The 20,958-nt window shown below is 71.7% G+C and carries 25 protein-coding genes; 19 read left to right on the top strand and 6 right to left on the bottom strand.

The window, feature by feature from the left end; all coding sequences use genetic code 11:
- Positions 1-40 precede the first annotated feature (40 nt).
- Complete coding sequence (locus tag AB0469_RS10785; protein ID WP_366450976.1) at positions 41-457, bottom strand: helix-turn-helix domain-containing protein; 417 nt, start codon at positions 455-457, stop codon at positions 41-43.
- A 163-nt stretch (positions 458-620) separates the two neighbouring features.
- Between AB0469_RS10785 and AB0469_RS10780 the strand changes: the two genes are divergently transcribed.
- Positions 621-1,520 carry an NADP-dependent oxidoreductase gene (locus AB0469_RS10780; protein WP_366451006.1) on the top strand — a complete coding sequence of 300 codons (900 nt, stop codon included), beginning with the start codon at positions 621-623 and terminating at the stop codon, positions 1,518-1,520.
- A gap of 55 nt (positions 1,521-1,575) precedes the next feature.
- On the opposite strand, the gene AB0469_RS10775 is transcribed toward AB0469_RS10780, so the two are convergent.
- Positions 1,576-2,136 carry a TetR/AcrR family transcriptional regulator gene (locus tag AB0469_RS10775; RefSeq protein WP_366450975.1) on the bottom strand — a complete coding sequence of 187 codons (561 nt, stop codon included), beginning with the start codon at positions 2,134-2,136 and terminating at the stop codon, positions 1,576-1,578.
- Positions 2,137-2,234: 98 nt separating this feature from the next.
- Between AB0469_RS10775 and AB0469_RS10770 the strand changes: the two genes are divergently transcribed.
- Positions 2,235-2,870 carry a DUF2867 domain-containing protein gene (locus tag AB0469_RS10770; RefSeq protein ID WP_366450974.1) on the top strand — a complete coding sequence of 212 codons (636 nt, stop codon included), beginning with the start codon at positions 2,235-2,237 and terminating at the stop codon, positions 2,868-2,870.
- Here AB0469_RS10770 and AB0469_RS10765 read toward each other — a convergent pair.
- Positions 2,849-3,286 carry a hypothetical protein gene (locus AB0469_RS10765; RefSeq protein ID WP_344151394.1) on the bottom strand — a complete coding sequence of 146 codons (438 nt, stop codon included), beginning with the start codon at positions 3,284-3,286 and terminating at the stop codon, positions 2,849-2,851. The genes AB0469_RS10770 and AB0469_RS10765 overlap by 22 nt on opposite strands.
- A gap of 469 nt (positions 3,287-3,755) precedes the next feature.
- Between AB0469_RS10765 and hemL the strand changes: the two genes are divergently transcribed.
- The 7 genes from hemL to AB0469_RS10730 all read left to right on the top strand — a co-directional run bounded on the left by hemL (position 3,756) and on the right by AB0469_RS10730 (position 10,562).
- Positions 3,756-5,078 (top strand): glutamate-1-semialdehyde 2,1-aminomutase, encoded by a 1,323-nt coding sequence (gene hemL, locus AB0469_RS10760; protein ID WP_366450973.1) that lies wholly within the window; start codon positions 3,756-3,758, stop codon positions 5,076-5,078.
- The gene (locus AB0469_RS10755) at positions 5,075-5,749 is read left to right on the top strand and encodes a histidine phosphatase family protein (protein ID WP_366450972.1); all 675 of its coding nucleotides are present in this window, start codon (positions 5,075-5,077) and stop codon (positions 5,747-5,749) included. The genes hemL and AB0469_RS10755 overlap by 4 nt, the downstream gene beginning before the upstream one ends.
- Before the next feature lie 89 nt (positions 5,750-5,838).
- Entirely contained in the window at positions 5,839-6,468 is a 630-nt protein-coding gene (locus AB0469_RS10750) for a TlpA disulfide reductase family protein (protein WP_366450971.1), read from the top strand.
- A 4-nt stretch (positions 6,469-6,472) separates the two neighbouring features.
- Positions 6,473-7,249, top strand: a complete 777-nt coding sequence (locus tag AB0469_RS10745; RefSeq protein WP_366450970.1) for a cytochrome c biogenesis protein CcdA — start codon at positions 6,473-6,475, stop codon at positions 7,247-7,249.
- Between the two features lie 13 nt (positions 7,250-7,262).
- Entirely contained in the window at positions 7,263-8,963 is a 1,701-nt protein-coding gene (locus tag AB0469_RS10740) for a cytochrome c biogenesis protein ResB (RefSeq protein WP_366450969.1), read from the top strand.
- Positions 8,960-10,045 carry a c-type cytochrome biogenesis protein CcsB gene (ccsB, locus tag AB0469_RS10735; RefSeq protein WP_366450968.1) on the top strand — a complete coding sequence of 362 codons (1,086 nt, stop codon included), beginning with the start codon at positions 8,960-8,962 and terminating at the stop codon, positions 10,043-10,045. Before AB0469_RS10740 ends, ccsB begins: the two co-directional genes overlap by 4 nt.
- Positions 10,046-10,070: 25 nt before the next feature.
- The gene (locus AB0469_RS10730; protein WP_366450967.1) at positions 10,071-10,562 is read left to right on the top strand and encodes an SRPBCC domain-containing protein; all 492 of its coding nucleotides are present in this window, start codon (positions 10,071-10,073) and stop codon (positions 10,560-10,562) included.
- Here the strand turns inward: AB0469_RS10730 and AB0469_RS10725 are convergent.
- Positions 10,559-10,870, bottom strand: a complete 312-nt coding sequence (locus AB0469_RS10725) for a PLD nuclease N-terminal domain-containing protein (protein ID WP_366450966.1) — start codon at positions 10,868-10,870, stop codon at positions 10,559-10,561. The genes AB0469_RS10730 and AB0469_RS10725 overlap by 4 nt on opposite strands.
- A gap of 91 nt (positions 10,871-10,961) precedes the next feature.
- Here AB0469_RS10725 and AB0469_RS10720 point away from each other — a divergent pair, with 91 nt between their 5' ends.
- The 3 genes from AB0469_RS10720 to mqnP are packed head-to-tail and all read left to right on the top strand — an operon-like array spanning position 10,962 to position 13,806.
- Positions 10,962-12,419, top strand: a complete 1,458-nt coding sequence (locus tag AB0469_RS10720) for a menaquinone biosynthesis decarboxylase (protein WP_366450965.1) — start codon at positions 10,962-10,964, stop codon at positions 12,417-12,419.
- Positions 12,416-12,886, top strand: a complete 471-nt coding sequence (locus tag AB0469_RS10715) for a hypothetical protein (RefSeq protein ID WP_366450964.1) — start codon at positions 12,416-12,418, stop codon at positions 12,884-12,886. Before AB0469_RS10720 ends, AB0469_RS10715 begins: the two co-directional genes overlap by 4 nt.
- Positions 12,883-13,806, top strand: coding sequence for a menaquinone biosynthesis prenyltransferase MqnP (gene mqnP / locus AB0469_RS10710; protein WP_366450963.1), 924 nt, complete (start codon positions 12,883-12,885; stop codon positions 13,804-13,806). Before AB0469_RS10715 ends, mqnP begins: the two co-directional genes overlap by 4 nt.
- Here the strand turns inward: mqnP and AB0469_RS10705 are convergent.
- Positions 13,803-14,405, bottom strand: a complete 603-nt coding sequence (locus AB0469_RS10705) for a rhomboid family intramembrane serine protease (RefSeq protein ID WP_366450962.1) — start codon at positions 14,403-14,405, stop codon at positions 13,803-13,805. The genes mqnP and AB0469_RS10705 overlap by 4 nt on opposite strands.
- 82 nt (positions 14,406-14,487) lie before the next feature.
- Here AB0469_RS10705 and AB0469_RS10700 point away from each other — a divergent pair, with 82 nt between their 5' ends.
- Positions 14,488-15,159 carry a UbiX family flavin prenyltransferase gene (locus AB0469_RS10700; protein WP_366450961.1) on the top strand — a complete coding sequence of 224 codons (672 nt, stop codon included), beginning with the start codon at positions 14,488-14,490 and terminating at the stop codon, positions 15,157-15,159.
- Between the two features lie 20 nt (positions 15,160-15,179).
- Here the strand turns inward: AB0469_RS10700 and AB0469_RS10695 are convergent, their stop codons facing one another.
- Positions 15,180-15,314 carry a hypothetical protein gene (locus AB0469_RS10695; RefSeq protein WP_281187172.1) on the bottom strand — a complete coding sequence of 45 codons (135 nt, stop codon included), beginning with the start codon at positions 15,312-15,314 and terminating at the stop codon, positions 15,180-15,182.
- A gap of 121 nt (positions 15,315-15,435) precedes the next feature.
- On the opposite strand from AB0469_RS10695, the gene AB0469_RS10690 reads away from it, so the two are divergent.
- From AB0469_RS10690 to AB0469_RS10665, 6 genes are all read left to right on the top strand, one after another.
- Positions 15,436-15,891 carry an Lrp/AsnC family transcriptional regulator gene (locus AB0469_RS10690; protein WP_042811055.1) on the top strand — a complete coding sequence of 152 codons (456 nt, stop codon included), beginning with the start codon at positions 15,436-15,438 and terminating at the stop codon, positions 15,889-15,891.
- A 60-nt stretch (positions 15,892-15,951) separates the two neighbouring features.
- A complete protein-coding gene (gene mqnE, locus AB0469_RS10685; protein ID WP_366450960.1) occupies positions 15,952-17,115 on the top strand; it encodes an aminofutalosine synthase MqnE in 1,164 nt (387 codons plus the stop codon).
- 108 nt (positions 17,116-17,223) lie between these two features.
- Entirely contained in the window at positions 17,224-17,748 is a 525-nt protein-coding gene (locus tag AB0469_RS10680) for a GNAT family N-acetyltransferase (RefSeq protein ID WP_366450959.1), read from the top strand.
- Between the two features lie 117 nt (positions 17,749-17,865).
- The gene (locus AB0469_RS10675; protein WP_366450958.1) at positions 17,866-18,171 is read left to right on the top strand and encodes a DUF4229 domain-containing protein; all 306 of its coding nucleotides are present in this window, start codon (positions 17,866-17,868) and stop codon (positions 18,169-18,171) included.
- 389 nt (positions 18,172-18,560) lie between these two features.
- Positions 18,561-19,883: a dicarboxylate/amino acid:cation symporter gene (locus tag AB0469_RS10670; RefSeq protein WP_366450957.1), complete on the top strand. Its 1,323-nt coding sequence runs from the start codon at positions 18,561-18,563 to the stop codon at positions 19,881-19,883.
- A 102-nt stretch (positions 19,884-19,985) separates the two neighbouring features.
- A complete protein-coding gene (locus tag AB0469_RS10665; protein WP_366451005.1) occupies positions 19,986-20,954 on the top strand; it encodes a glycosyltransferase family 2 protein in 969 nt (322 codons plus the stop codon).
- The last annotated feature ends 4 nt before the right edge of the window (positions 20,955-20,958 follow it).

The following is a 20,958-nucleotide window of genomic DNA, read 5'->3' as shown; positions in this document are numbered from 1 at the left end:
GGGGGAGCGCGGCCGAATTAGTGAGGGGGCCGGGGAGGGGTCAGGCGTCGGCGGCGGCTTCGTCGTAGGCCTGGCGGTGGGCGCTGACCTCGTCGAAGTGGTGCTCGGCCCAGTGCTTGACGGAGGAGAGGAGGCAGCCGAGGCTGCCGCCGAGCGCGGTGAGGCGGTAGTCGACGCGGACGGGGACGGAGGCGGTGACGGAGCGGGTGACGAGGCCGTCGCGTTCGAGGGAGCGGAGGGTCTGGGTGAGCATCTTCTGGCTGACGCCGGGGATCCTGCGGCCGAGTTCGCTGTAGCGCATGGAGCCGTCGCCGGCTTCGCCGAGGGCGCTGAGGACGAGCCCGACCCACTTGTCGCTGATGCGGGCCAGGAGCTGGCTGGTGGGGCATTCCTTGATGAAGGCGTCGTAGGCGGCGCGGGCGTCCTCGCGGCGGGCGGCGGCGGTCTGGGTGGCCATGGTTGCCCACTTCCGGGTCGGGTACGCACTCCGAAGTGCGTACTTACGAAAAGAGAGTACCTCTCCCTAAGTTAGTGGTCATCGGGAACGGCTCGCCGGAGCCGGACCGGGCCACGAACGACGGGGAGAGATCATGACCGAGCACATCGCGCAGGACAAGACCATGCGGGCCGTGGTGGTGGACGCCTTCGGCGGGCCGGAGCAGGTGCGGGTGGCCGAGGTGGAGGTGCCGCGGGCGGGGGCCGGACAGGTCCGGATCCGGGTCCGGGCCGCCGGGGTCAACCCGGTGGACGGCGCGGTCCGCGCCGGCGTCTTCGGCGGGGCCGGGCGGCGGCTCGGGCTCGGCTGGGACGTGGCGGGGGAGATCGACCGGGTCGGCCCCGGGGTGGAGGGCTGGACGCCCGGCCGCCGGGTGGTCGGGCTGCACTACGGCCCGCTGAAGGAGCTCGGCACGCACGCCGAGTACGCGGTGCTGGACGCCTCGGCGGTGGCCGCGGCCCCCGCCTCGGTCGACCCGGCCGTCGCGGCGGCCCTCCCGCTGAGCGGGCTGACGGCCGCCCGCGCGCTGGACCTGCTCGGGCTGGCGCCCGGCGACTCGGTGCTGGTCACCGGCGCGGCCGGTTCGGTCGGCGGGCTCGCGGTCCAGCTGGCCGCCCGGGCGGGGCTGGTGGTGACGGCCCTGGCGGGCGAGGGGGACGAGGAGCTCGTACGGTCCCTGGGCGCGACGGAGTTCGTGCCGCGCGGGTCGGCTCCCGCCGCGCAGGTCGACGGGGTGCTGGACGCGGCCGTCCTGGGCGCGCCCGCGCTCGCCTCCGTCCGCGACGGCGGCGCCTACGTCGGCCTGATCCCCGGCGCCGCTCCGGCCGCGGAGCGGGGGGTGCGGGTGGAGGTGCAGGAGGTCGCCCCCGACGGCGCCCACCTGGCCCGGCTGGCCGCCCTGGTCGACGAGGGCGCCCTGGCGCTCCGCGTCGCCCGGACCTTCGACCTCGCGGACGCGCAGAAGGCCCACGAGGCGCTCGCCACCCCGGGCACCCGGGGCCGCGTGGTCCTCACGGTCTCCTGACCCCGCCCGCCGCGGGGCCGCCCTCCGGGCGACGGCGGGACTTCGGCGACGGGCCCTAGCGCAGGAGCCAGCGCTTGGTCAGGGTCATGACCTCTTCCCTGGTGCGGCCCGCGTGCCCGGCGGTGATGAACTCGCCGCCGATGCGCAGCGAGAAGACGAGCAGGCAGCGGACCTCCACTTCGTCCGGGTCGGGGCAGAACGCGGCGAAGAGGGAGCGGAGGTAGTCCATCCGGCGGTCGTCGACGCGGCGCAGCCGCTCCGCGACCGCCTCGTCGCGACGGGCCCAGTCGCGGATCGCGAGTTCGACGGGCACCCCCCGTACCGGGCCCTCGCCGGCCGCGGCGACGATCGTGAACAGCCGGTCCAGCCTGGCCCGGGCGTCGGCCCCGCCGCTCTCGGCCCGCTCGATCACCGCCTGGGCGGCCTCGTGCTCCCAGGTGTCGAGCATCTCCTCCAGCAGGGCGTCACGGTTGCGGAAGTAGCCGTAGAAACCGCCCTTGCTGACGCCCAGCGCCTGGGCCAGCGGTTCGATCCGCACGGCTTCCGGGCCGCCCTCGGCCAGGGCCCGCAGCCCTTCTTCGATCCACCTGCCGCGGGGGGTGCGTGGCGCGCGCATGGTCCGGCTCCCTGTTCTTTCTCCACCCGCTCTATACGGTGCCGTATAAAGCGCTGCTAGGCTCGTTCTATACGGCATCGTATAGAAGGGTTGTGTCCATGAGGCTTCCCACGACGGCGCACACCTCCCGGCCCTGGCGGATCCACGGGATCGCCGCCGATTTCCGGGTCGAGGACGTATGGGCCCTGCCCACCCCGGGCGGGCCCGACGACCTCGCCCGGCTCGTCGGGCAGTTCACGGACGAGGACGAGACCGCCCTCTCCTCCCCCGGCACCCGGATCCTCTTCGCGCTCCGCCGGGGGATCGGCCGGCTGCTCGGCTGGGACGCGCCCGACCAGGGCGTGGGCGGGGGGCGCCTGCACAGCCTGCGGGACCGGCTGCCGGCCGACCTGCGCGAAGGCCCCCGCGGACCCGACCCCCGCGTCGGGTCGTTCACCTCCGTCTACCTGACCCACGACGAATGGGCGGCCGAGACGGGCAACCGCACGGTGCACGGGGTGATGCACATCGGCTGGGTCCCCGACGGATCCGGCGGCTACCGCGGCCAGATGGCCGTCCTGGTCAAGCCGAACGGCCTCCTCGGCACCCTCTACATGGCCGCGATCAAGCCCTTCCGGTACCTCGGGGTCTACCCGGCGCTGCTGCGCGGCATCGGCCGCGCGTGGCAGAAGGGCGCCGGGCACGGCAGCGCCGCGGCCCGGGGCGGCTCCGGTCAGGGCCAGACGAGGCAGTAGGCCTGGTGGCCGTTCTCGTGGAGGCGGTGGGAGAAGTCCTGCCATTCGTGCAGCAGCTGGTAGACGTTGAAGGCGTCCCGGGGGCCGCCGCGGTCGGGGACCGTCGACCAGATGAAGGCGGCCGCTCCCACCGACTCCTCGCCCACGCCGCGCAGCGGGTCGACCACCGTCATCGGCAGCTTGACCACCGCGTAGTCCGGGTGCAGGACGACCAGCTCCAGCGGCGGCACCTTGTGCAGCGGTATGCCCTCGATGCCGGTCAGGACCATCGCGGCCATGGTCTCCGGCTTGATCTTGGTGAACATGCCGCCCATGCCGAGCTCGTCGCCGCCCAGCTCCTCCGGCCGCATCGTCACCGGCACCCGCGCGGCCGTCGCACCGTCCGGGGCGCCGAAGTACTTGTAGGTCACGCCCATGCCACGGCCCTTGGGCAGGTCGTCCTCGTCCGCCGGGTCGGAGGCGTCCGGTTCGGCGGTGTCGCCGGCGCGGTCGGGGCGGGCCGGCCGGTCCTTGCGCCCCCGTCCCTCGGGGCGGTCCGCGCCGTCCCGGCGGACGGGGTCCTCGGAGGCGTCCCCGCGGACCGGGTCCTCGGGGGCGTCCGGCGTCCGGTCTCCCGGGCCCGGTGCGGCGCCGGCGGCGGCCGCCTCCGCGGCCTCCGCGGCCCGGCGGTGCTTGCCTCGGCGGCGGGCCTCACGGGCGCGCTGCGGGTCCAGGCCGTCCGTACCCTCGCCCGGTCCACCACCGCGTTGCATATCTCCACCCGACTGGTATTGCCTGCACCGGCTTCGCGGCCCCCGCCACGCAGCCTGATCATCATGGCAGTGACCTCCCCCGAGGCGGCGCGGTGAAACGCCCCTCCGCAAGTCTGTCGCGGCCTCTGAGACCATGGCTGGTGTGAGCTACCCGTACCCGTATGAAGCCCCAGTTTCGCAGACGCTCTTCGAGCGCGCGTCCCTCGTGACCCCCGGCGGCGTGAACTCTCCCGTCCGCGCCTTCCGTGCCGTGGGCGGTACGCCCCGGTTCATGGTGTCCGGTACCGGTCCCTACCTGACCGATGCCGACGGGCGCGAGTACGTCGACCTGGTCTGCTCGTGGGGGCCGATGATCCTCGGCCACTCCCACCCGGAAGTGATCGAGGCCGTCCAGGCCGCGGTCGCCCGCGGCACCTCCTTCGGCACGCCCGGCGAGGGCGAGGTCGCCCTCGCCGAGGAGATCGTCGCCCGCATCGAGCCCGTGGAGCAGGTCCGCCTGGTCTCCTCCGGCACCGAGGCGACCATGTCGGCGATCCGGCTGGCCCGCGGCTTCACCGGCCGGGCCAAGGTCGTCAAGTTCGCCGGCTGCTACCACGGTCACGTCGACGCGCTGCTGGCCGCCGCCGGTTCCGGCCTGGCGACCTTCGCCCTGCCCGACACCCCCGGCGTGACGGGCGCGCAGGCCGGCGACACGATCGTGCTCCCCTACAACGACCTCGACGCGGTGCGCGCGGCGTTCGCCGCGCACCCGGGCGAGATCGCCTGCGTGATCACCGAGGCGGCCCCCGGCAACATGGGCGTGGTCACCCCCCTGGAGGGCTTCAACCAGGGTCTCGCCGACCTCTGCCGCGAGAACGGCGCGCTGTACATCTCCGACGAGGTGATGACCGGTTTCCGCACCTCGCGCGCCGGCTGGTACGGGGTCGACGGCGTCAAGCCCGACCTGATGACCTTCGGCAAGGTCATGGGCGGCGGCTTCCCGGCGGCGGCGTTCGGCGGCCGCGCCGACGTCATGGGCCACCTGGCCCCGGCCGGCCCCGTCTACCAGGCGGGCACCCTCTCCGGGAACCCGGTCGCCACCGCCGCCGGCCTCGCGCAGCTGCGGCTGCTGGACGACGCGGCGTACGCGAAGGTGAACGCGGTCTCCGAGGAGATCCAGGGCCTGGTGACGGCGGCGCTGGCCAAGGAGGGCGTGGCGCACCGCCTGCAGACGGCGTCCAACATGTTCTCCGTCTTCTTCACCCCGGACGAGGTCCGCAACTACGACGAGGCGAAGCAGCAGGAAGGCTTCCGCTTCAACGCGTTCTTCCACTCGATGCTGGCGCAGGGCGTCTACCTGCCCCCGTCGGCGTTCGAGTCCTGGTTTGTGTCCACCGCCCACGACGCGCGCGCGATCGAGCGCGTCGCGGCCGCGCTGCCCGCCGCCGCCCGAGCCGCCGCGGAGGCGTCCGCATGAGCGACATCACCGTCGTGCACGTGATGCGGCACGGAGAGGTCCACAACCCGGACGGCGTCCTCTACGGCCGCCGGCCCGGCTACCACCTGTCCGAACTGGGCCGGCAGATGGCCGACCGGGTCGCCGAGCACCTCCAGGACCGGGACGTCACCTACGTGGTGGCCTCCCCGCTGGAGCGCGCGCAGGAGACGGCCTCGCCGATCGCGAAGGTGCACGGCCTGGAGCTGGCCACCGACGGCCGGCTGATCGAGGCGGGCAACGTCTTCGAGGGCAAGACCTTCGGCGTCGGTGACGGCGCGCTGCGCAAGCCGGGCAACTGGAAGCACCTGACGAACCCGTTCAAGCCGTCGTGGGGCGAGCCCTACGTCGAGCAGGTCGTCCGGATGATGAGCGCGATCGAGGCGGCCCGGGACGCGGCGCGCGGCCACGAGGCGGTGGCGGTCAGCCACCAGCTGCCGATCTGGATCGTGCGCTGCTTCGCGGAGAAGCGGCGGCTGTGGCACGACCCGCGGCGCCGGCAGTGCACGCTGGCCTCGCTGACGTCGTTCACGTACCAGGACGACCGGCTGGTGTCGGTGGGCTACAGCGAGCCGGCGCGCGACCTTGTCCCGGCGCACCTGCTGGCCGGCGCCAAGCCGGTGAAGGGCAAGTCGAAGGCCTTCGGCGCGTAGCCCTCGGGCGCGCCCGGGCCTGACCTGCGCATTGACACCCCGCCGGGGGGTGCGGAAGATCCGCAAATCGCTCATGCGAAACTTTTCACATGAGCCTTAGCCGCGCCCCCCGTCGCCGCCGCTCGACCAGCGGCCGCGCCATCCTGCTGACCGCGGTGACCCTCGCGAGCGCCCTGACCCTGACGGCGTGCAGCGACAGCGGCAGCACCTCGGCCGGTTCAGCCGGCGGCAACTACGTGACGGGCCCCACCGGCATCTCCACCGTCGCCCGGGGCGACCGGGCCGAGGCCCCGAAGCTGGACGGCGCGACCGTCGACGGCAAGACGCTGGACACCACCGCCCTCAAGGGCAAGGTCGTCGTCCTCAACGTCTGGGGCTCCTGGTGCCCGCCCTGCCGGGCGGAGGCCCCGTACTTCGCGAAGGTGAGCAAGGAGCTGGGCGACGCCGGCAAGGACGTGGCGTTCGTCGGGATCAACACCCGCGACAACAGCACGCAGAACGCCGCCGCCTTCGAGCAGAACTTCGGGATCACCTACCCGAGCCTGTACGACCCGGACGGCAAGCTGATCCTGCGCTTCCCCAAGGGCACCCTGAACCCGTCGGCGATCCCCTCCACCGTCGTCCTCGACAAGGAGGGCAAGATCGCGGCCCGTACGCTGGCCGCGGTCAACGAGGAGCAGCTGCGCTCGATGATCGACCCGCTCCTCGCGGAGCAGTGACCTCGTGGTCGAGCACCTCCTCGCCGCCGAGTCGACCGGCGTGAACACGACCGTGCTGACCGGCGGGCTGCTGATCGCCCTGCCGATCGCCCTGCTCGCGGGGCTCGTCTCCTTCTTCTCCCCCTGCGTCCTCCCGCTGGTCCCCGGCTACCTGTCCTACGTGACGGGTGTCAGCGGCGCCGACCTCGCCGAGGCCCGGCGCGGGCGGATGGTGGCCGGCGCGGGCCTGTTCGTCCTCGGCTTCACCGCCGTCTTCGTCTCGACCGGCGCGCTCTTCGGCCAGTTCGGCCAGGTCTTCCAGGGTGAGAACAAGGAGATCATCACCCGGGTGATGGGCGTCCTGGTGATCCTGCTCGGCCTCTTCTTCATGGGCTGGATCCCGGGCCTGACGATGCGCGAGTTCCGCTTCCACAAGAAGCCGACGGCGGGCCTGCTCGGGGCTCCCGTGCTCGGTGTCCTCTTCGGCATCGGCTGGACCCCCTGCATGGGCCCGACCCTCGCGGCCGTCGGCACCCTGTCCATCAACGAGGCCACCGCCGGCCGCGGCGCCCTGCTGACGGCCGTCTACTGCCTCGGCCTCGGCGTGCCCTTCATCCTCGCGGCCGTCGCCTTCCGCAAGGCGCTCGGCGCGTTCGGGTGGGTGAAGAAGCACTATGCGTGGGTGATGCGCATCGGCGGCGGCATGCTGATCCTGACCGGTCTGCTGCTCGTCACAGGAATGTGGTTCAGCATCGTCAACGAGATGCAGGGCTGGACCCAAGGCTTCACGGTGGGGATCTGAGGACTACACGCACATGAGTACGACCGACAAGGCGCCCGCCGAGGCGCCGAACGAGGAAGCGGCCGCCCGCGCGCAGCTGTCCACGGCCCCCGTCGACGACAACCCCGCCGCCCCCGTCGGCATCGGGGTGATCGGCTGGGCCCGCTGGTTCTGGCGCCAGCTCACCTCCATGCGGGTGGCGCTGATCCTGCTCTTCCTGCTCTCCCTCGGCTCCATCCCCGGCTCCCTCATCCCGCAGACCCAGGTCGACGCGATGAAGGTCGCGGAGTGGAAGAAGACCCACGAGTTCTGGGTCCCGGCCGCCGAGAAGCTCCAGCTCTTCGACGTCTACAGCTCGGTGTGGTTCTCCGCGATCTACATCCTGCTGTTCGTCTCGCTGATCGGCTGCATCGTCCCGCGCACCTGGCAGTTCGTCGGCCAGCTCACCGGCCGCCCGCCGGGCGCGCCGCGCCGCCTGGACCGGCTGCCGGCCTACACGACCTGGCGCACCGACAAGGCCCCGGAGGAGGTCCTCGCCTCCGCGAAGGGCCTGCTCGGCGGGCGCCGGTTCCGCACCGAGGCCTCCGCCGGAGCCGTCGCCGCCGAGAAGGGCTACCTGCGCGAGGCCGGGAACCTGGCCTTCCACATCGCCCTGATCGTGATGCTCGTCGCCTTCGCCTGCGGGCAGCTCTTCAAGTCCGAGGGCGGCAAGCTCGTCCTGCGCGGCAAGGGCTTCTCGAACACGCTCACCCAGTACGACGACTTCAAGTCCGGCAGCCTCTTCTCCGCCGACGACCTCGTGCCGTTCTCGTTCACCCTGGACAAGTTCGACGCCAGCTACGAGAAGGGCGGCCCGCAGAAGGGCACCGCCCGCGACTTCAAGGCGTACGTCACCTACAGCGAGGGCGCCGAGGGCGAGCCGAAGAAGGCCGAGATCGAGGTCAACAAGCCGCTGGAGATCGACGGCTCGAAGATCTACCTGCTGGGCCACGGCTACGCCCCGGTCATCTCCGTGACCGACCCGAGCGGCAAGGTCGTCTACCGGGACGCCGTCCCGATGCTGCCCTTCGACGGCAACCTCAGCTCCTCCGGCGCCGTGAAGGTCCCCGACGGCTACCGCAACAAGAACGGCGACAAGGAGCAGCTCGGCTTCAACGCCATGTTCGTGCCGACGTTCGCGGGCGCCGGCAAGGGCACGATGCTCTCCCAGTTCCCGGACCTGAACTTCCCCGTCCTCGCCCTCAGCGCCTACCACGGCAGCCTGGGCGTGGACGCGGGCCTGCCGCAGAACGTGTACCAGCTGAACACCTCCAAGATGCAGGAGTTCAAGGACCCCGAGGGGCAGCTGTTCAAGCAGCGGCTGCTGCCCGGGGAGACGATGACCCTCCCCGACGGCGCCGGCACGGTGAAGTTCGAGGGCATCGAGCGCTGGGCCACCTTCTCGGTCACCCACCAGCCCGCCTCCGGGCTGGCCCTCGCGGGCGCCGTCGTCGCCATCGGCGGCCTGGCCGCGTCCCTGTTCGTCCAGCGCCGCCGGATCTGGGTCCGCGCGGTGCGCGGCGAGGACGGGGTGACCGTCGTCGAGATGGCGGGTCTGGGCCGCAGCGAGTCCGCCAAGCTCCCCGAGGAGCTGTCGGCGCTCTCCGCCGCCCTCTACGAGACGGCGCCGAGCCCGGCGCAAACCGGGCCGGCGGAAGCCGACACCACAACAGAAGAAGAAGGGGAGCGCGCATGACGCTGCTCGCGGCGGCCACGAACGAGAGCCTCGCCGATCTCAGCAACAAGCTGGTCTACGCGTCGATGGCGGTCTACATGCTCGCCTTCTTCGCGCACATCACCGAATGGGTCTTCGGCAGCCGCAGCAAGGTGGGCCGTACGGCCGCCGCGCTGACCCCGGCCGCCGCGGCCGGCGCCGCGCCCGCCGTGCAGGTGCGGACCAAGGCCGGCGGTACGGCCGTCCTCGACAGGCCGAAGGTCGTCACCCGCTCCGCCACCGGCGTCCGCGACGTCCCGGACGGCCCCGGCGCCGCCGGCGGCACCGAGAAGGGCGACCTGTACGGGCGGATCGCGGTCTCGCTGACCGTCCTCGGCTTCCTCATCGAGGCGGGGGGCGTGGTCTCCCGCGCGCTGTCGGTGGAGCGTGCCCCCTGGGGCAACATGTACGAGTTCAACCTGACCTTCTCCACGGTCGCCGTCGGGGCCTACCTGGCGCTCCTGGCCCTGAAGAAGAACGTCCGCTGGCTCGGGCTGATCCTGGTCACCTCCGTCCTGCTGGACCTGGGCATCGCCACCACCTGGCTCTACACCGCCAGCGACCAGCTGGTCCCGGCCCTGCACTCGTACTGGCTGTGGATCCACGTCTCCACCGCCATCTTCTGCGGCGCGGTCTTCTACATCGGCGCGGCCGGCGCGGTCCTCTACCTCTTCCGCGACGCGTACGAGAGCCACCTGGAAGCCGGGAGGACCCCCGGCCGCTTCCGCACCTCGGTCCTGGAGCGGATGCCGTCGGCGGCCACCCTCGACAAGTTCTCGTACCGGATCAACGCGGCCGTCTTCCCGCTGTGGACGTTCACCATCGTCGCGGGCGCCATCTGGGCCGGCGACGCCTGGGGCCGCTACTGGGGCTGGGACCCCAAGGAGGTCTGGTCGTTCGTGACGTGGGTGGCGTACGCCTGCTACCTGCACGCGCGGGCCACCGCCGGCTGGAAGGGCCGCAAGGCCGCCTACCTGGCGCTCTTCGCCTTCGCCTGCTGGATCTGGAACTACTACGGCGTGAACATCCTGCTCAGCGGCAAGCACTCCTACGCGGGCGTCTGAGCCCGGTCGGTGGGACGCTGGTGGTATGTCTCCCGTGAGCCATGCCACCAGCGAGCCCCGCGGCCCCGGCCGCTGGCTCCTGCGCTTCGAGGTGCACGTCCCCTCCGCCTACGAGGCCCTGTGGCCCGTCCTGACCACGGACGACGGGCTGCGGACCTGGCTGGCCGAGGCCCGCGTCCTCGAACGCCGCCTCGGCGGGGCCGTCACCCTGCACTGGCCCGACTCCGGCATCACCGAGTCCGGGGAGGTCACGGCCTGGGACACCGAGCGGGTCGCCGAGTACACGCTCTCCGAGGACGGGCGGATCCGCTTCCACCTGGAGCCCGTCGGCACCGACTCGACGGTGATCCGCTTCCTGAACGAGCGCGGCGGCGGCGACGCCGAGCGGCTCGACGCCCTGGCCGGCTGGCACGACCACTTCGAACTGCTGGAGGCCGCCCTCGACGGGCACCCGGCGGACTGGCCCTCCTGGACCGGCACCCGCCGCGCGCAGCTGCGCGCCTCGTACGCGGCCTAGCCCTGGTCGTCCTTGTCCTTGTCCTCGTCCTTGCGCAGCGAGCGCAGGAACTCCGGGTTGTCGTCGGGCGCCACCCACTGCGTGCGGCGCGCCCGGCCGCCCCCGCCGAATCCGCCCCCGCCGGCCGCCGTCCGCTTCTTGCCCGCGAGCAGCCACACCGCCGGGCCGACGATCGAGAACAGCAGGATGATCAGCACCCACACCCCCTTCGGGAGGCTCTTGACCTCCTCCTCCGGGGTGTTCAGGCAGTCGATGAAGGCGTAGATGGTCAGCGCGAGGATCAGCAGGAACGGCAGATAGCGCAGCACGGTGTGGGACCGACTCCCCGGGCAGTGGCGGCGGGCCCGCGCGGGGCCCCGGTGACGCCCCCAGGGTATGTGGTGACGGATACTGGGGCCCATGGCTTACGACGATCTCCGCTCCCTGCTCCGGGCCCTGGAGCGGGAGGGCGACCTCAAGCGCATCAAGGCCGAAGTCGACCCGTACCTGGAGGTCGGGGAGATCGTCGACAGAGTGAACAAGGCGGGCGGCCCCGCGCTGCTCTTCGAGAACGTCCGCGGCTCCGCGATGCCGCTGGCCATGAACGTCTTCGGAACCGACCGCCGCCTCCTGAAGGCCCTCGGCCTCAAGTCGTACGGCGAGATCAGCGAGAAGATCGGCGGCCTGCTCAAGCCCGAGCTGCCCCAGGGCTTCATCGGCGTCCGCGAGGCCTTCGGCAAGCTCGGCTCGATGGTGCACGTGCCGCCGAAGAAGGTGAAGGGCGAGTCCGCGCCCGTCCAGGAGGTCGTCCTCACCGGCGACGACGTGGACCTGGACATGCTGCCGGCGCTGTTCACCTGGCCCAAGGACGGCGGCGACTTCTTCAACCTCGGCCTGACCCACACCAAGCACCCCGAGACCGGCGTGCGCAACCTCGGCCTCTACCGCCTCCAGCGGCACGACAAGCGCACCATCGGCATGCACTGGCAGATCCACAAGGACAGCCGCAACCACTACGCCGTCGCCGCCGCGCGCGGCGAGCGGCTGCCCGTCGCGATCGCCTTCGGCTGCCCGCCGGCCGTCACCTACGCCTCCACCGCGCCGCTGCCCGGCGACATCGACGAGTACCTGTTCGCCGGGTTCGTCGCCGGCAAGCGGATCGAGATGGTCGACTGCAAGACGGTCCCGCTCCAGGTGCCGGCCAACGCCGAGGTCGTGATCGAGGGCTGGCTGGAGCCCGGCGAGATGCTCCCCGAGGGCCCCTTCGGCGACCACACCGGCTTCTACACCCCGCAGGAGCCCTTCCCCGCACTGAAGATCGACTGCGTGACGATGCGGAAGCGGCCGCTGCTCCAGTCGATCGTCGTCGGCCGGCCGCCGACGGAGGACGGCCCGCTGGGCCGCGCGACGGAGCGCTTCTTCCTCCCGCTCCTCAAGATCATCGTCCCGGACATCGTGGACTACCACCTCCCCGAGTCCGGCGGCTTCCACAACTGCGCGATCGTCTCGATCGACAAGAAGTACCCCAAGCACGCCCAGAAGGTCATGCACGCCATCTGGGGCGCGCACATGATGTCGCTGACCAAGCTGATCATCGTGGTGGACAAGGACTGCGACGTCCACGACCTGCACGAGGTCTCCTGGCGGGCCCTCGGCAACACCGACTACTCCCGCGACCTCACCGTGGTCGAGGGGCCCGTGGACCACCTGGACCACGCCTCGTACCAGCAGTTCTGGGGCGGCAAGGCGGGCATCGACGCGACCAAGAAGCTGCCGGAGGAGGGCTACACCCGCGACGGCGGCTGGCCCGACATGGTCGAGTCCGACCCGGCGACGGCGGCCCTGGTGGACCGCCGCTGGAAGGAGTACGGCCTGTGAGCACGGCCATGGGCGGCCCCGCCCTCTTCATCGGCACCGACACCGCCTACGTGGCCCTCGCGCGCCCGCGCCTGGACCCGGCCGACCCGGAGGTCCGCGAGGCCGCCGAGCAGGCCGGCGTGAGCCCCGAGGAGTTCGCCGGCCCGGGCACCGTCTGGGCGCTGATGTGGGAGCAGGAGGGCGGCGAGGGCGGCGGCTTCGAGCTGCCGGGCCTGCGGGACGCGGAGGCCGAGGACTTCGCCGACCGGCTGCTGGCCGAGCTGTCCTTCGAGTCCGGCCCGTTCACCGTCGGCGCGGGCGAGGTGCTGCACATCCGGGCCTACCCGGCCGGCGACGGCTGCCGCTTCGTCTCCACGATCACCCCGCCCGAGGGCGAGGAGCTCGCACCGGTGACCCTGGACATCCCGGGGGTGGACGCCGACGCGCTCCGCGCCGACCTCGAAGAGTTCCGCGGGAGCCTCGCATGACGACCACCGCCGAAGGCGTGCTCGGCCCCGGACAGGCGCCGCAGCCCACCGGCAAGGTCAAGGCCTTCCTGCGCCTCGTGATGATCGAGCACTCGGTCTTCGCGCTGCCCTTCGCCTACATCGCCGCGCTCACCGCGATGTTCCGGCTGGACGGGCACATGCACTGGCGGGAGCTGCTGCTCGTCACCGTGTGCATGGTGGGCCTGCGCACCTTCGCGATGGCCGCGAACCGGATCATCGACCGCGAGATCGACGCCCGCAACCCGCGCACCGCCGGGCGCGAGCTGGTCACCGGCGTGGTGTCGGTGCGCTCGGCCTGGACGGGCGCGGCCATCGCCCTGGTCGTCTTCCTCGGGTCGGCCGCCCTCCTCAACCCGCTCTGCCTGGCGCTGGCGCCGGTCGCGGTGGTCCCGATGGTGGTCTACCCGTACGGCAAGCGGTTCACGAACTTCCCGCAGGCCATCCTGGGCCTGGCCCAGGCGATGGGCCCGGTCGGGGCCTGGCTCGCGGTCACGGGGGAGTGGTCCTGGGAGGCGGTGGTCCTCGGCCTGGCCATCGGCTTCTGGATCGGCGGCTTCGACCTGATCTACGCCTGCCAGGACGTGGAGTCGGACCGCGCCGAGGGCGTCAAGTCCGTCCCGGCCCGCTTCGGCGTCCCGGGCGCCCTCTGGGGCGCCCGCGCCTGCCACGCGATCACCACGGCCCTGCTGGCCTGGTACGCGGTCCTGACGGACGGCGGCGCGCTCCTCTGGCTGGGCCTCCTCATCGTCGCGGCGGCGTTCCTCTACGAGCACACGATCGTGAAGCCGCACGACCTGTCCCGCCTGAACCGGGCGTTCTTCACGGTGAACGGCTTCATCGGCATCGCGCTCTTCGTGTGCGCCCTGGCCGACCTGGTGGTGCGGGGCCTGACGCTCTAGGCGCGGACCGGGCGGCGGTACCAGAGGGCCGTGGCGACGCCGGCGGCGAGTCCGCAGAGGTGGGCCTGCCAGCTGACGATCGGGTTCAGGGGCAGGAGGCCGAGGAACATGCCGCCGCCGTAGTACGCGGCGACCGCGATGCCCACCGCGACGCCCAGCACCTTGCGCTCCACGAATCCCCGCACCAGCAGGTAGCCGAAGAGGCCGTAGATCAGGCCGGAGGCGCCCACGGTGAGGCTGTGGGCGGGGGAGATCAGCCAGACGCCGAGCCCGTCGGCGGCGATGACCAGCAGGCAGACGGTCAGGAAGCGGCGTATGCCGCCGAGGGCGGTGAGGAAGCCGAGGACCAGCAGCGGGAGGCTGTTGGCCGCCACGTGGTCGAAGCCGTAGTGGAGGAAGGGCGCCAGGGGGATGCCGGTGAGGCCGTCGGTCTCGCGCGGCTTTATGCCGTACGGGTCGAGGGCGTGGCCGGTGGCGTAGTCGACCGCCTCGATCAGCCACAGCAGGGCCACCCAGCCCAGCATGAGCTTGGCGGCGGCGCGTGCGCGCTCCTTCCGGCTCCACTCCGGGACCGTCGTGTCCACCGTGCTCGTACTCATGTGCCATGTCCCCCGGGGCGTGTCGTGCGTCCGGCACACCTTAACGAGTGTCCTTCCGGTGTGGCCGGATAGTCTCGGAGGTATGACTGAGCGCAAGCGCACCCCCTGGGTGGTGGGGGTTTCCGGGGCGTCCGGGACGCCGTACGCGGCTTCGGTGATCCGAGGGCTGCTGGCGGCGGGCGAGCCGGTGGACCTGGTGGTCAGCCGGGCCTCGCGGCTCACTCTGCTGGACGAGACCGGGATCGCCTTCCGGGACGCGCACTGGCGGGACGATCTGGCCGAGTGGCTGGCGCGCGGCGCCGACGGCAAGCCGGGGACCTTCGGGGCCGGGGACCTGTCGGACGTGCGCTACTGGGGGGCCGGGGACCTGGCCGCCGGGCCGAGTTCGGGTTCGTACCCGGTCAAGGGGATGCTGATCGTCCCCGCGTCCACGGCCTGCGTGGCCGGCGTGGCGCTCGGGCTGTCGAAGGACCTGCTCCAGCGCGTCGCGAGCGTGACGCTCAAGGAGCGGCGCCGGCTGGTGGTCGCGGTGCGGGAGACCCCGCTGAACGGGCAGACGCTGCGGCATCTGGTGGCGCTGGACGAGGCGGGCGCGATCGTGCTGCCCGCCTCTCCGGCGTTCTACGCGGGTGCGACGCACATCCAGGACCTCGTGGACTTCGTCGCGGGGCGGGTGCTCGATGCGGCAGGGGTGCCGCACGGCCTGTACCGCCGTTGGGAGGGGGAGCTTGGCAGCGCCCGCCCCCGTGAGTAGGGCCCTGACGGGCGGTCTGACTAGCGCTTCTTGGCGCGGAGCGGCCTGCGGGTCTTGTCGTTCCGGTAGGCGGCGGCGGGCTGGTCGGTGCGGGATCGGTTGGCCAGCTCCTGGAGCTGTCGCATGTGCGCGTAGGCCATCTCGATCGTGTACACGGTGAACCACTCCTGAAGATCGTCTTTGATCTGTTGAAAGATTCACAGGGTGTTGACCCTGTGCGCCTTTGATTCTATACCTAAACTTGCAGGATCGCCGAATAATGGAAGGCTCCACGTAATGGACACGGTGGACAGGCAGCTCATCCAGGCACTCCGGGAGAACGGGCGTGCCTCGTACGCGGAGCTGGGCCGTCTCGTGGGCCTCTCCGGCCCCAGCGTCACCGACCGGATCAACCGTCTTGAGACGGCCGGCGTGATCACCGGTTACCGCGCGACCGTGGCCGCCGCCGAGCTCGGCCTCGGCGTCACCGCGCTGATCGGCATCTCCCTCTCCGACGCCGCCGACCACGAGGACGTGGCCCGCCGGCTGCGCGACCTCGCCGAGATCGAGGACTGCTGGTTCATCGCCGGCGACGACTCCTTCATGCTCAAGGTCCGCGCCAGCGACGTCGACGGCCTGGAGAAGATCATCCGCAAGCTCTCCGGCACCAAGGGCGTCTCGCGCACCCGCACCACGATCGTCCTCTCCACCAAGTGGGAGAACCGGGTCGGCGAGCTGCCCGAGGACGCCTGAGAGTACGGTGGGTGGCGGTTGCACACAGGCTGGGACAGGGAAAGACAGGGAGACACCGGCATGGACGCTGGGCTCAAGCGCGAGCTGGAGGAGAAGGTCCGCTCCGGCGAGCGGCTGACGCGTGAGGACGGCATCGCCCTCTACGAGTCGGACGACCTGGCGTGGCTGGGCGGTCTCGCCCACGAGGTGCGCACCCGCAAGAACGGCGACGTCGTCCACTTCAACGTCAACCGCCACCTCAACATGACGAACGTGTGCACCGCCTCCTGCGCGTACTGCTCGTTCCAGCGCAAGCCGGGCGAGAAGGACGCGTACACGATGCGCATCGAGGAGGCCGTCCGCCTGGCCAAGGCCATGGAGAACGAGAACCTCACCGAGCTGCACATCGTCAACGGCCTGCACCCCTCCCTCCCGTGGCGGTACTACCCCCGGTCGCTGTCGGCCCTCAAGGAGGCGCTGCCCGACGTCTCGCTGAAGGCGTTCACGGCGACCGAGATCCACCACTTCGAGACGATCTCCGGTCTCTCGGCGTCCGAGATCCTGGACGAGCTGATCGAGGCCGGCCTGGAGTCGCTCACCGGCGGCGGCGCGGAGATCTTTGACTGGGAGGTGCGCCAGCACATCGTCGACCACCGCACCCACTGGGAGGACTGGTCGCGCATCCACCGCCTGGCGCACGAGAAGGGGCTCAAGACCCCGAGCACCATGCTCTACGGGCACATCGAGGAGCCGCGCCACCGCGTGGACCACGTGCTGCGGCTGCGCGAGCTCCAGGACGAGACCGGCGGCTTCCAGGTCTTCATCCCGCTGCGCTACCAGCACGACTTCGTGGACATGAAGGACGGCAAGGTCCGCAACAGGCTCCAGGCGCGTACGACGATGGCGACGGGCGCCGAGGCGCTCAAGACCTTCGCCGTCTCGCGGCTGCTGTTCGACAACGTGCCGCACGTCAAGGTCTTCTGGGTGATGCACGGCGTCCAGACCGCCCAGCTCGCGCTCCAGCACGGCGCCGACGACATGGACGGCTCGGTGGTCGAGTACAAGATCACGCACGACGCGGACAACTACGGCACCCCGAACAAGCTGACCCGCGACGACCTCCTGGAGCTGATCCGCGAGGCGGGCTTCCGCCCGGTCGAGCGCAACACGCGCTACGAGGTCATCCGCGAGTACCCGGGCCCCGACGCCTCGCTGCGCGAGACCCCGCAGGCGATGCGCGTCTGACGCCGCCCGGCTCCGAAAGCCCCGAAGGCCCCGGCCCCCTGCGGACCGGGGCCTTTCGCGTGCCGAAAACCCGTTGCCGCACCAGGCGGTAATGGATAGTTTGGATCAGTGACCCTTACTTTTACCTTTGATCCCGTCGTCGACCCCGCCCTGCGCGACGGCATCGCGGAGATGTGGACCGAGGTCTCCAACGCCGGCGGCGCGGTCGGCTTCGTCCCGCCCGTCACCCTCGACGACATCCGGCCCGCGCTGGTCAAGCACCTCGTCGCGATGGCCGAGGGACGCCACCGGCTGCTGGTCGGGCACGACGAGGACGGGGCCGTGGCCGCCGCGGCCTTCCTCGCCTTCAACCCGAACCGCCTCATGAAGCACTGGGTGTACGCGTACACGGTCATGGTCGGCCCCGCCCACCAGGGCCGCGGCGCCGGGCGGGCGCTGATGGCCGCCCTCGCCGACGCGGCCCGCACGCTGGAGGGCATCGAGGCCGTCGTCCTGGAGTGCCGCGGCGGCCTCGGGCTGGAGCACTTTTACGCGGCCTGCGGCTACAAGGAGGTCGGCCGGATCCCCGGCGCCATCCGCGTGGCCCCCGGCGACGACCGCGACGGCATCACGATGCTGCTGCCCCTGCACTGACCGCCCGCTCCGCCCCCGCACCGACCCCCGCCGGGCCGCGGCGGGGGCCGGGCGTGCTTCACTGGACGGGCACGTGCCGACGTGGCCGACGTTTCCGATGAGAAAGAAGGGGTCATCGTGTCCCTCAAGCCGAGTGCGACGATCCGCTACACCGCGATGCGCCTGGGCATCTTCGTCGGATGCCTGGTCCTCGTCGCCGTCCTGGTCAACCTGGGCTGGGTGCCCGCCGGGCTCGGCGCCGCCAACCCCGCCTGGGTCGTGCTCCTCGCGCTGGTGCTCTCCGCGCCGCTCTCCTTCATCCTGCTGCGCAAGCAGCGTGACGAGATGTCCCAGCAGATCTCCGGACGCGTCGCGGATGCGAAGCAGAAGCTCGCCGCGAACCGCAGCCAGGAGGACGCGGCCGACGACGCCGCCCGCGCGTGAACTGACACGAGCGGTCCCCCTCGACGGACCCCGGCGCCGGGAACACCCCCCGCTGCGCCGGGGTTTCGGCGTTCCCGGGGGCGCGCGGGCCCCGCGGATCCAGCCCCGCGCGATCAGTGCTCAAAGCATCTCTTTGGGTTTCTCAAAGTGGAAGTGTTAGCGTGTTCGACATGTTGACCGCAGCCGCGCACCCGATGGGCCCGAGCCTCCCGCTCGTGGCGCGCCTGCACGTCGACCTCTGCCGCCGCGTGTCCGCGGCCTGTTGCTGTTGCCGCTGAAGCGCCCGCAGCAGCGGTCGCCGGCCGGCCCGGCCCCTTTCCGGCTGCCGCCGTACCGCATCCCCCGCAGAAACCTTCCGCCGTACGTCCGCGCGTCCCCCGGAGAATGCCGTGTCCGCGTCCCCCCAGGCCCAGGCTCCCGCCAAGGCCTCGTTCAAGTTCCCCTTCTGGGCCCAGATCGTCACCGGTCTCGCGCTCGGCGTCCTCTTCGGCTGGATAGCCCGCAGCCAGGACGTCAGCTGGCTCAAGACCACCCTGGAGCAGGTCGGCGACATCTTCATCCAGCTGCTCAAGCTGGCCGTCGCCCCGCTCGTCTTCTTCGCGATCCTGGTGTCCATCACCAACCTGCGGAAGGTGAACAACGCCGCCCGCCTCGCCTCCCGCACCCTGCTCTGGTTCATGATCACCTCGCTGATCGCGGTGGGCATCGGCCTCGCGATCGGCCTGCTGACCGACCCGGGCGCCGGCACCGGCCTCACCCCGGCCGACGGCAAGGAGCCCAAGCGGCACGGCTCGTGGATCGACTTCCTGACCGGCATCGTGCCCAAGGACATCGTCACCCCGTTCACCGAGCTGAACGTCCTCCAGATCGTCTTCCTCGCCGCCGTCGCCGGCATCGCCGCCCTCCAGCTCGGCTCCAAGGCCCAGCCGGTCCTGAACCTCGCCGAGTCCGTCCTGGAGCTCCTCCAGAAGGCCCTGTGGTGGGTCATCCGCCTCGCCCCGATCGGCACCGTCGGCCTCATCGGCACCGCCATCGCCAGCTACGGCTGGGACCTGATCGGCAAGTACGCCACCTTCACCGCCGACATCTACGTCGGCTCGGCGCTCGTCATGTTCGGTGTCTACCCGCTGCTCCTCGCCACGGTCGCCAAGGTCAACCCGGTCCAGTTCTTCAAGGGCGCCTGGCCCGCCATCCAGCTGGCCTTCGTCTCCCGCTCCTCGGTCGGCACGATGCCGGTCACCCAGAAGGTCACCGAGCGCCTCGGCGTCCCGAAGGAGTACGCCTCCTTCGCCGTCCCGTTCGGCGCCACCACCAAGATGGACGGCTGCGCCGCGATCTACCCGGCCCTCGCCGCGATCTTCATCGCGAACATCTTCGACGTGCAGCTGGGCATCAAGGAGTACCTGCTCATCGCGTTCGTCTCGGTCGTCGGCTCGGCCGCCACGGCCGGCCTCACCGGTGCGACGGTCATGCTCACCCTGACCCTGTCCACGCTGGGCCTCCCGCTGGCCGGCGTCGGCCTGCTGATGGCGATCGACCCGATCCTGGACATGATGCGCACGGCCACCAACGTCGCCGGCCAGGCCGTCGTCCCGGTCCTCGTCTCCGCCCGTGAGGGGATCCTCGACAAGGAGGCCTACGCCGCCGCCTCGTCCTCCCCGCTCGACGAGGCCCCCGCCGCCACCCCGGCCCCGGTCGCCGTCGCCGCCTGACGCACGCGCCCGCGCACCGCACGCCGCGGCCCCCGCCCCCGTCCGGGCGGGGGCCGCGGCGCGTCCGTGCTCCGCGTGCCGGGGCGGGGGGCTTCGCGGATGATGAGGGCTGTGCGCGACACACCCGGGGACGCGACCACCCTGTCGGTCGTGGTCCCCGTCTTCGACGAGGAGGAGGTGCTGCCCGTCCTGGCGGCGCGGCTCCGCCCGGTCCTGGACGGGTGCGGCGAGCCGTACGAGGTCCTCGCCGTCGACGACGGCTCCACGGACGCGACCCCCCGCCTCCTGGAGGACCTGCGCACCGCCTGGCCGCAGCTGCGCGTGGTGACCCTGCGGCGCAACAGCGGCCACCAGGCCGCCCTCACCGCCGGCCTGCGCCGGGCCCGCGGCGCCTACGTGGTCAGCATCGACGCCGACCTCCAGGACCCGCCGGAGATCATCCCCGACATGCTCGCCCTCGCCCGCGACCAGGGCCTGGACATCGTCTACGGCGTACGGACCGACCGCTCCACGGACAGCGCGTTCAAGCGCCGGACCGCCGCCGCCTACTACCGGCTGATGCGCCGCCTGGCCGGCGCCTACGTCCCCGCCCAGGCGGGCGACTTCCGGCTGCTGTCCCGCGCCGTCGTGGAGACCCTCAAGTCCCTCCCCGACCAGCAGCAGATCTACCGCCTGCTCATCCCCTGGCTGGGCTTCCCCAGCGGCCGGATCGCCTACCAGCGCGCGGAGCGGGCGGCGGGCACCTCGAAGTACCCCCTGCACAAGATGGTCCTGCTGGCGTTCGACAGCGTCACCGGCTTCTCGGCCGTCCCGCTGCGCCTGGCGACGGCGATCGGCGCCCTGAGCTCCGTGGTCTGCCTCGCCTTCCTCATCTGGGCCCTCACCGTCTACGCCACGGGCAACCCGCTGCCCGGCTGGACCTCCCTGATCATCACCATGCTGTTCTTCGGTGCCGTCCAGCTCTTCTGCCTGGGCATGCTCGGCGAGTACGTCGCCCGCATCCACACCGCCGTCCAGGCCCGGCCCACCTACGTCGTCGCCCGCGACACGGGGGAGGAGGAGAGGCTCTAGCGGG

This window comes from Streptomyces sp. NPDC093801 (genome assembly GCF_040701585.1).
Taxonomy (GTDB): domain Bacteria; phylum Actinomycetota; class Actinomycetes; order Streptomycetales; family Streptomycetaceae; genus Streptomyces.
This window is presented reverse-complemented; position numbering and strand designations above follow the sequence as displayed.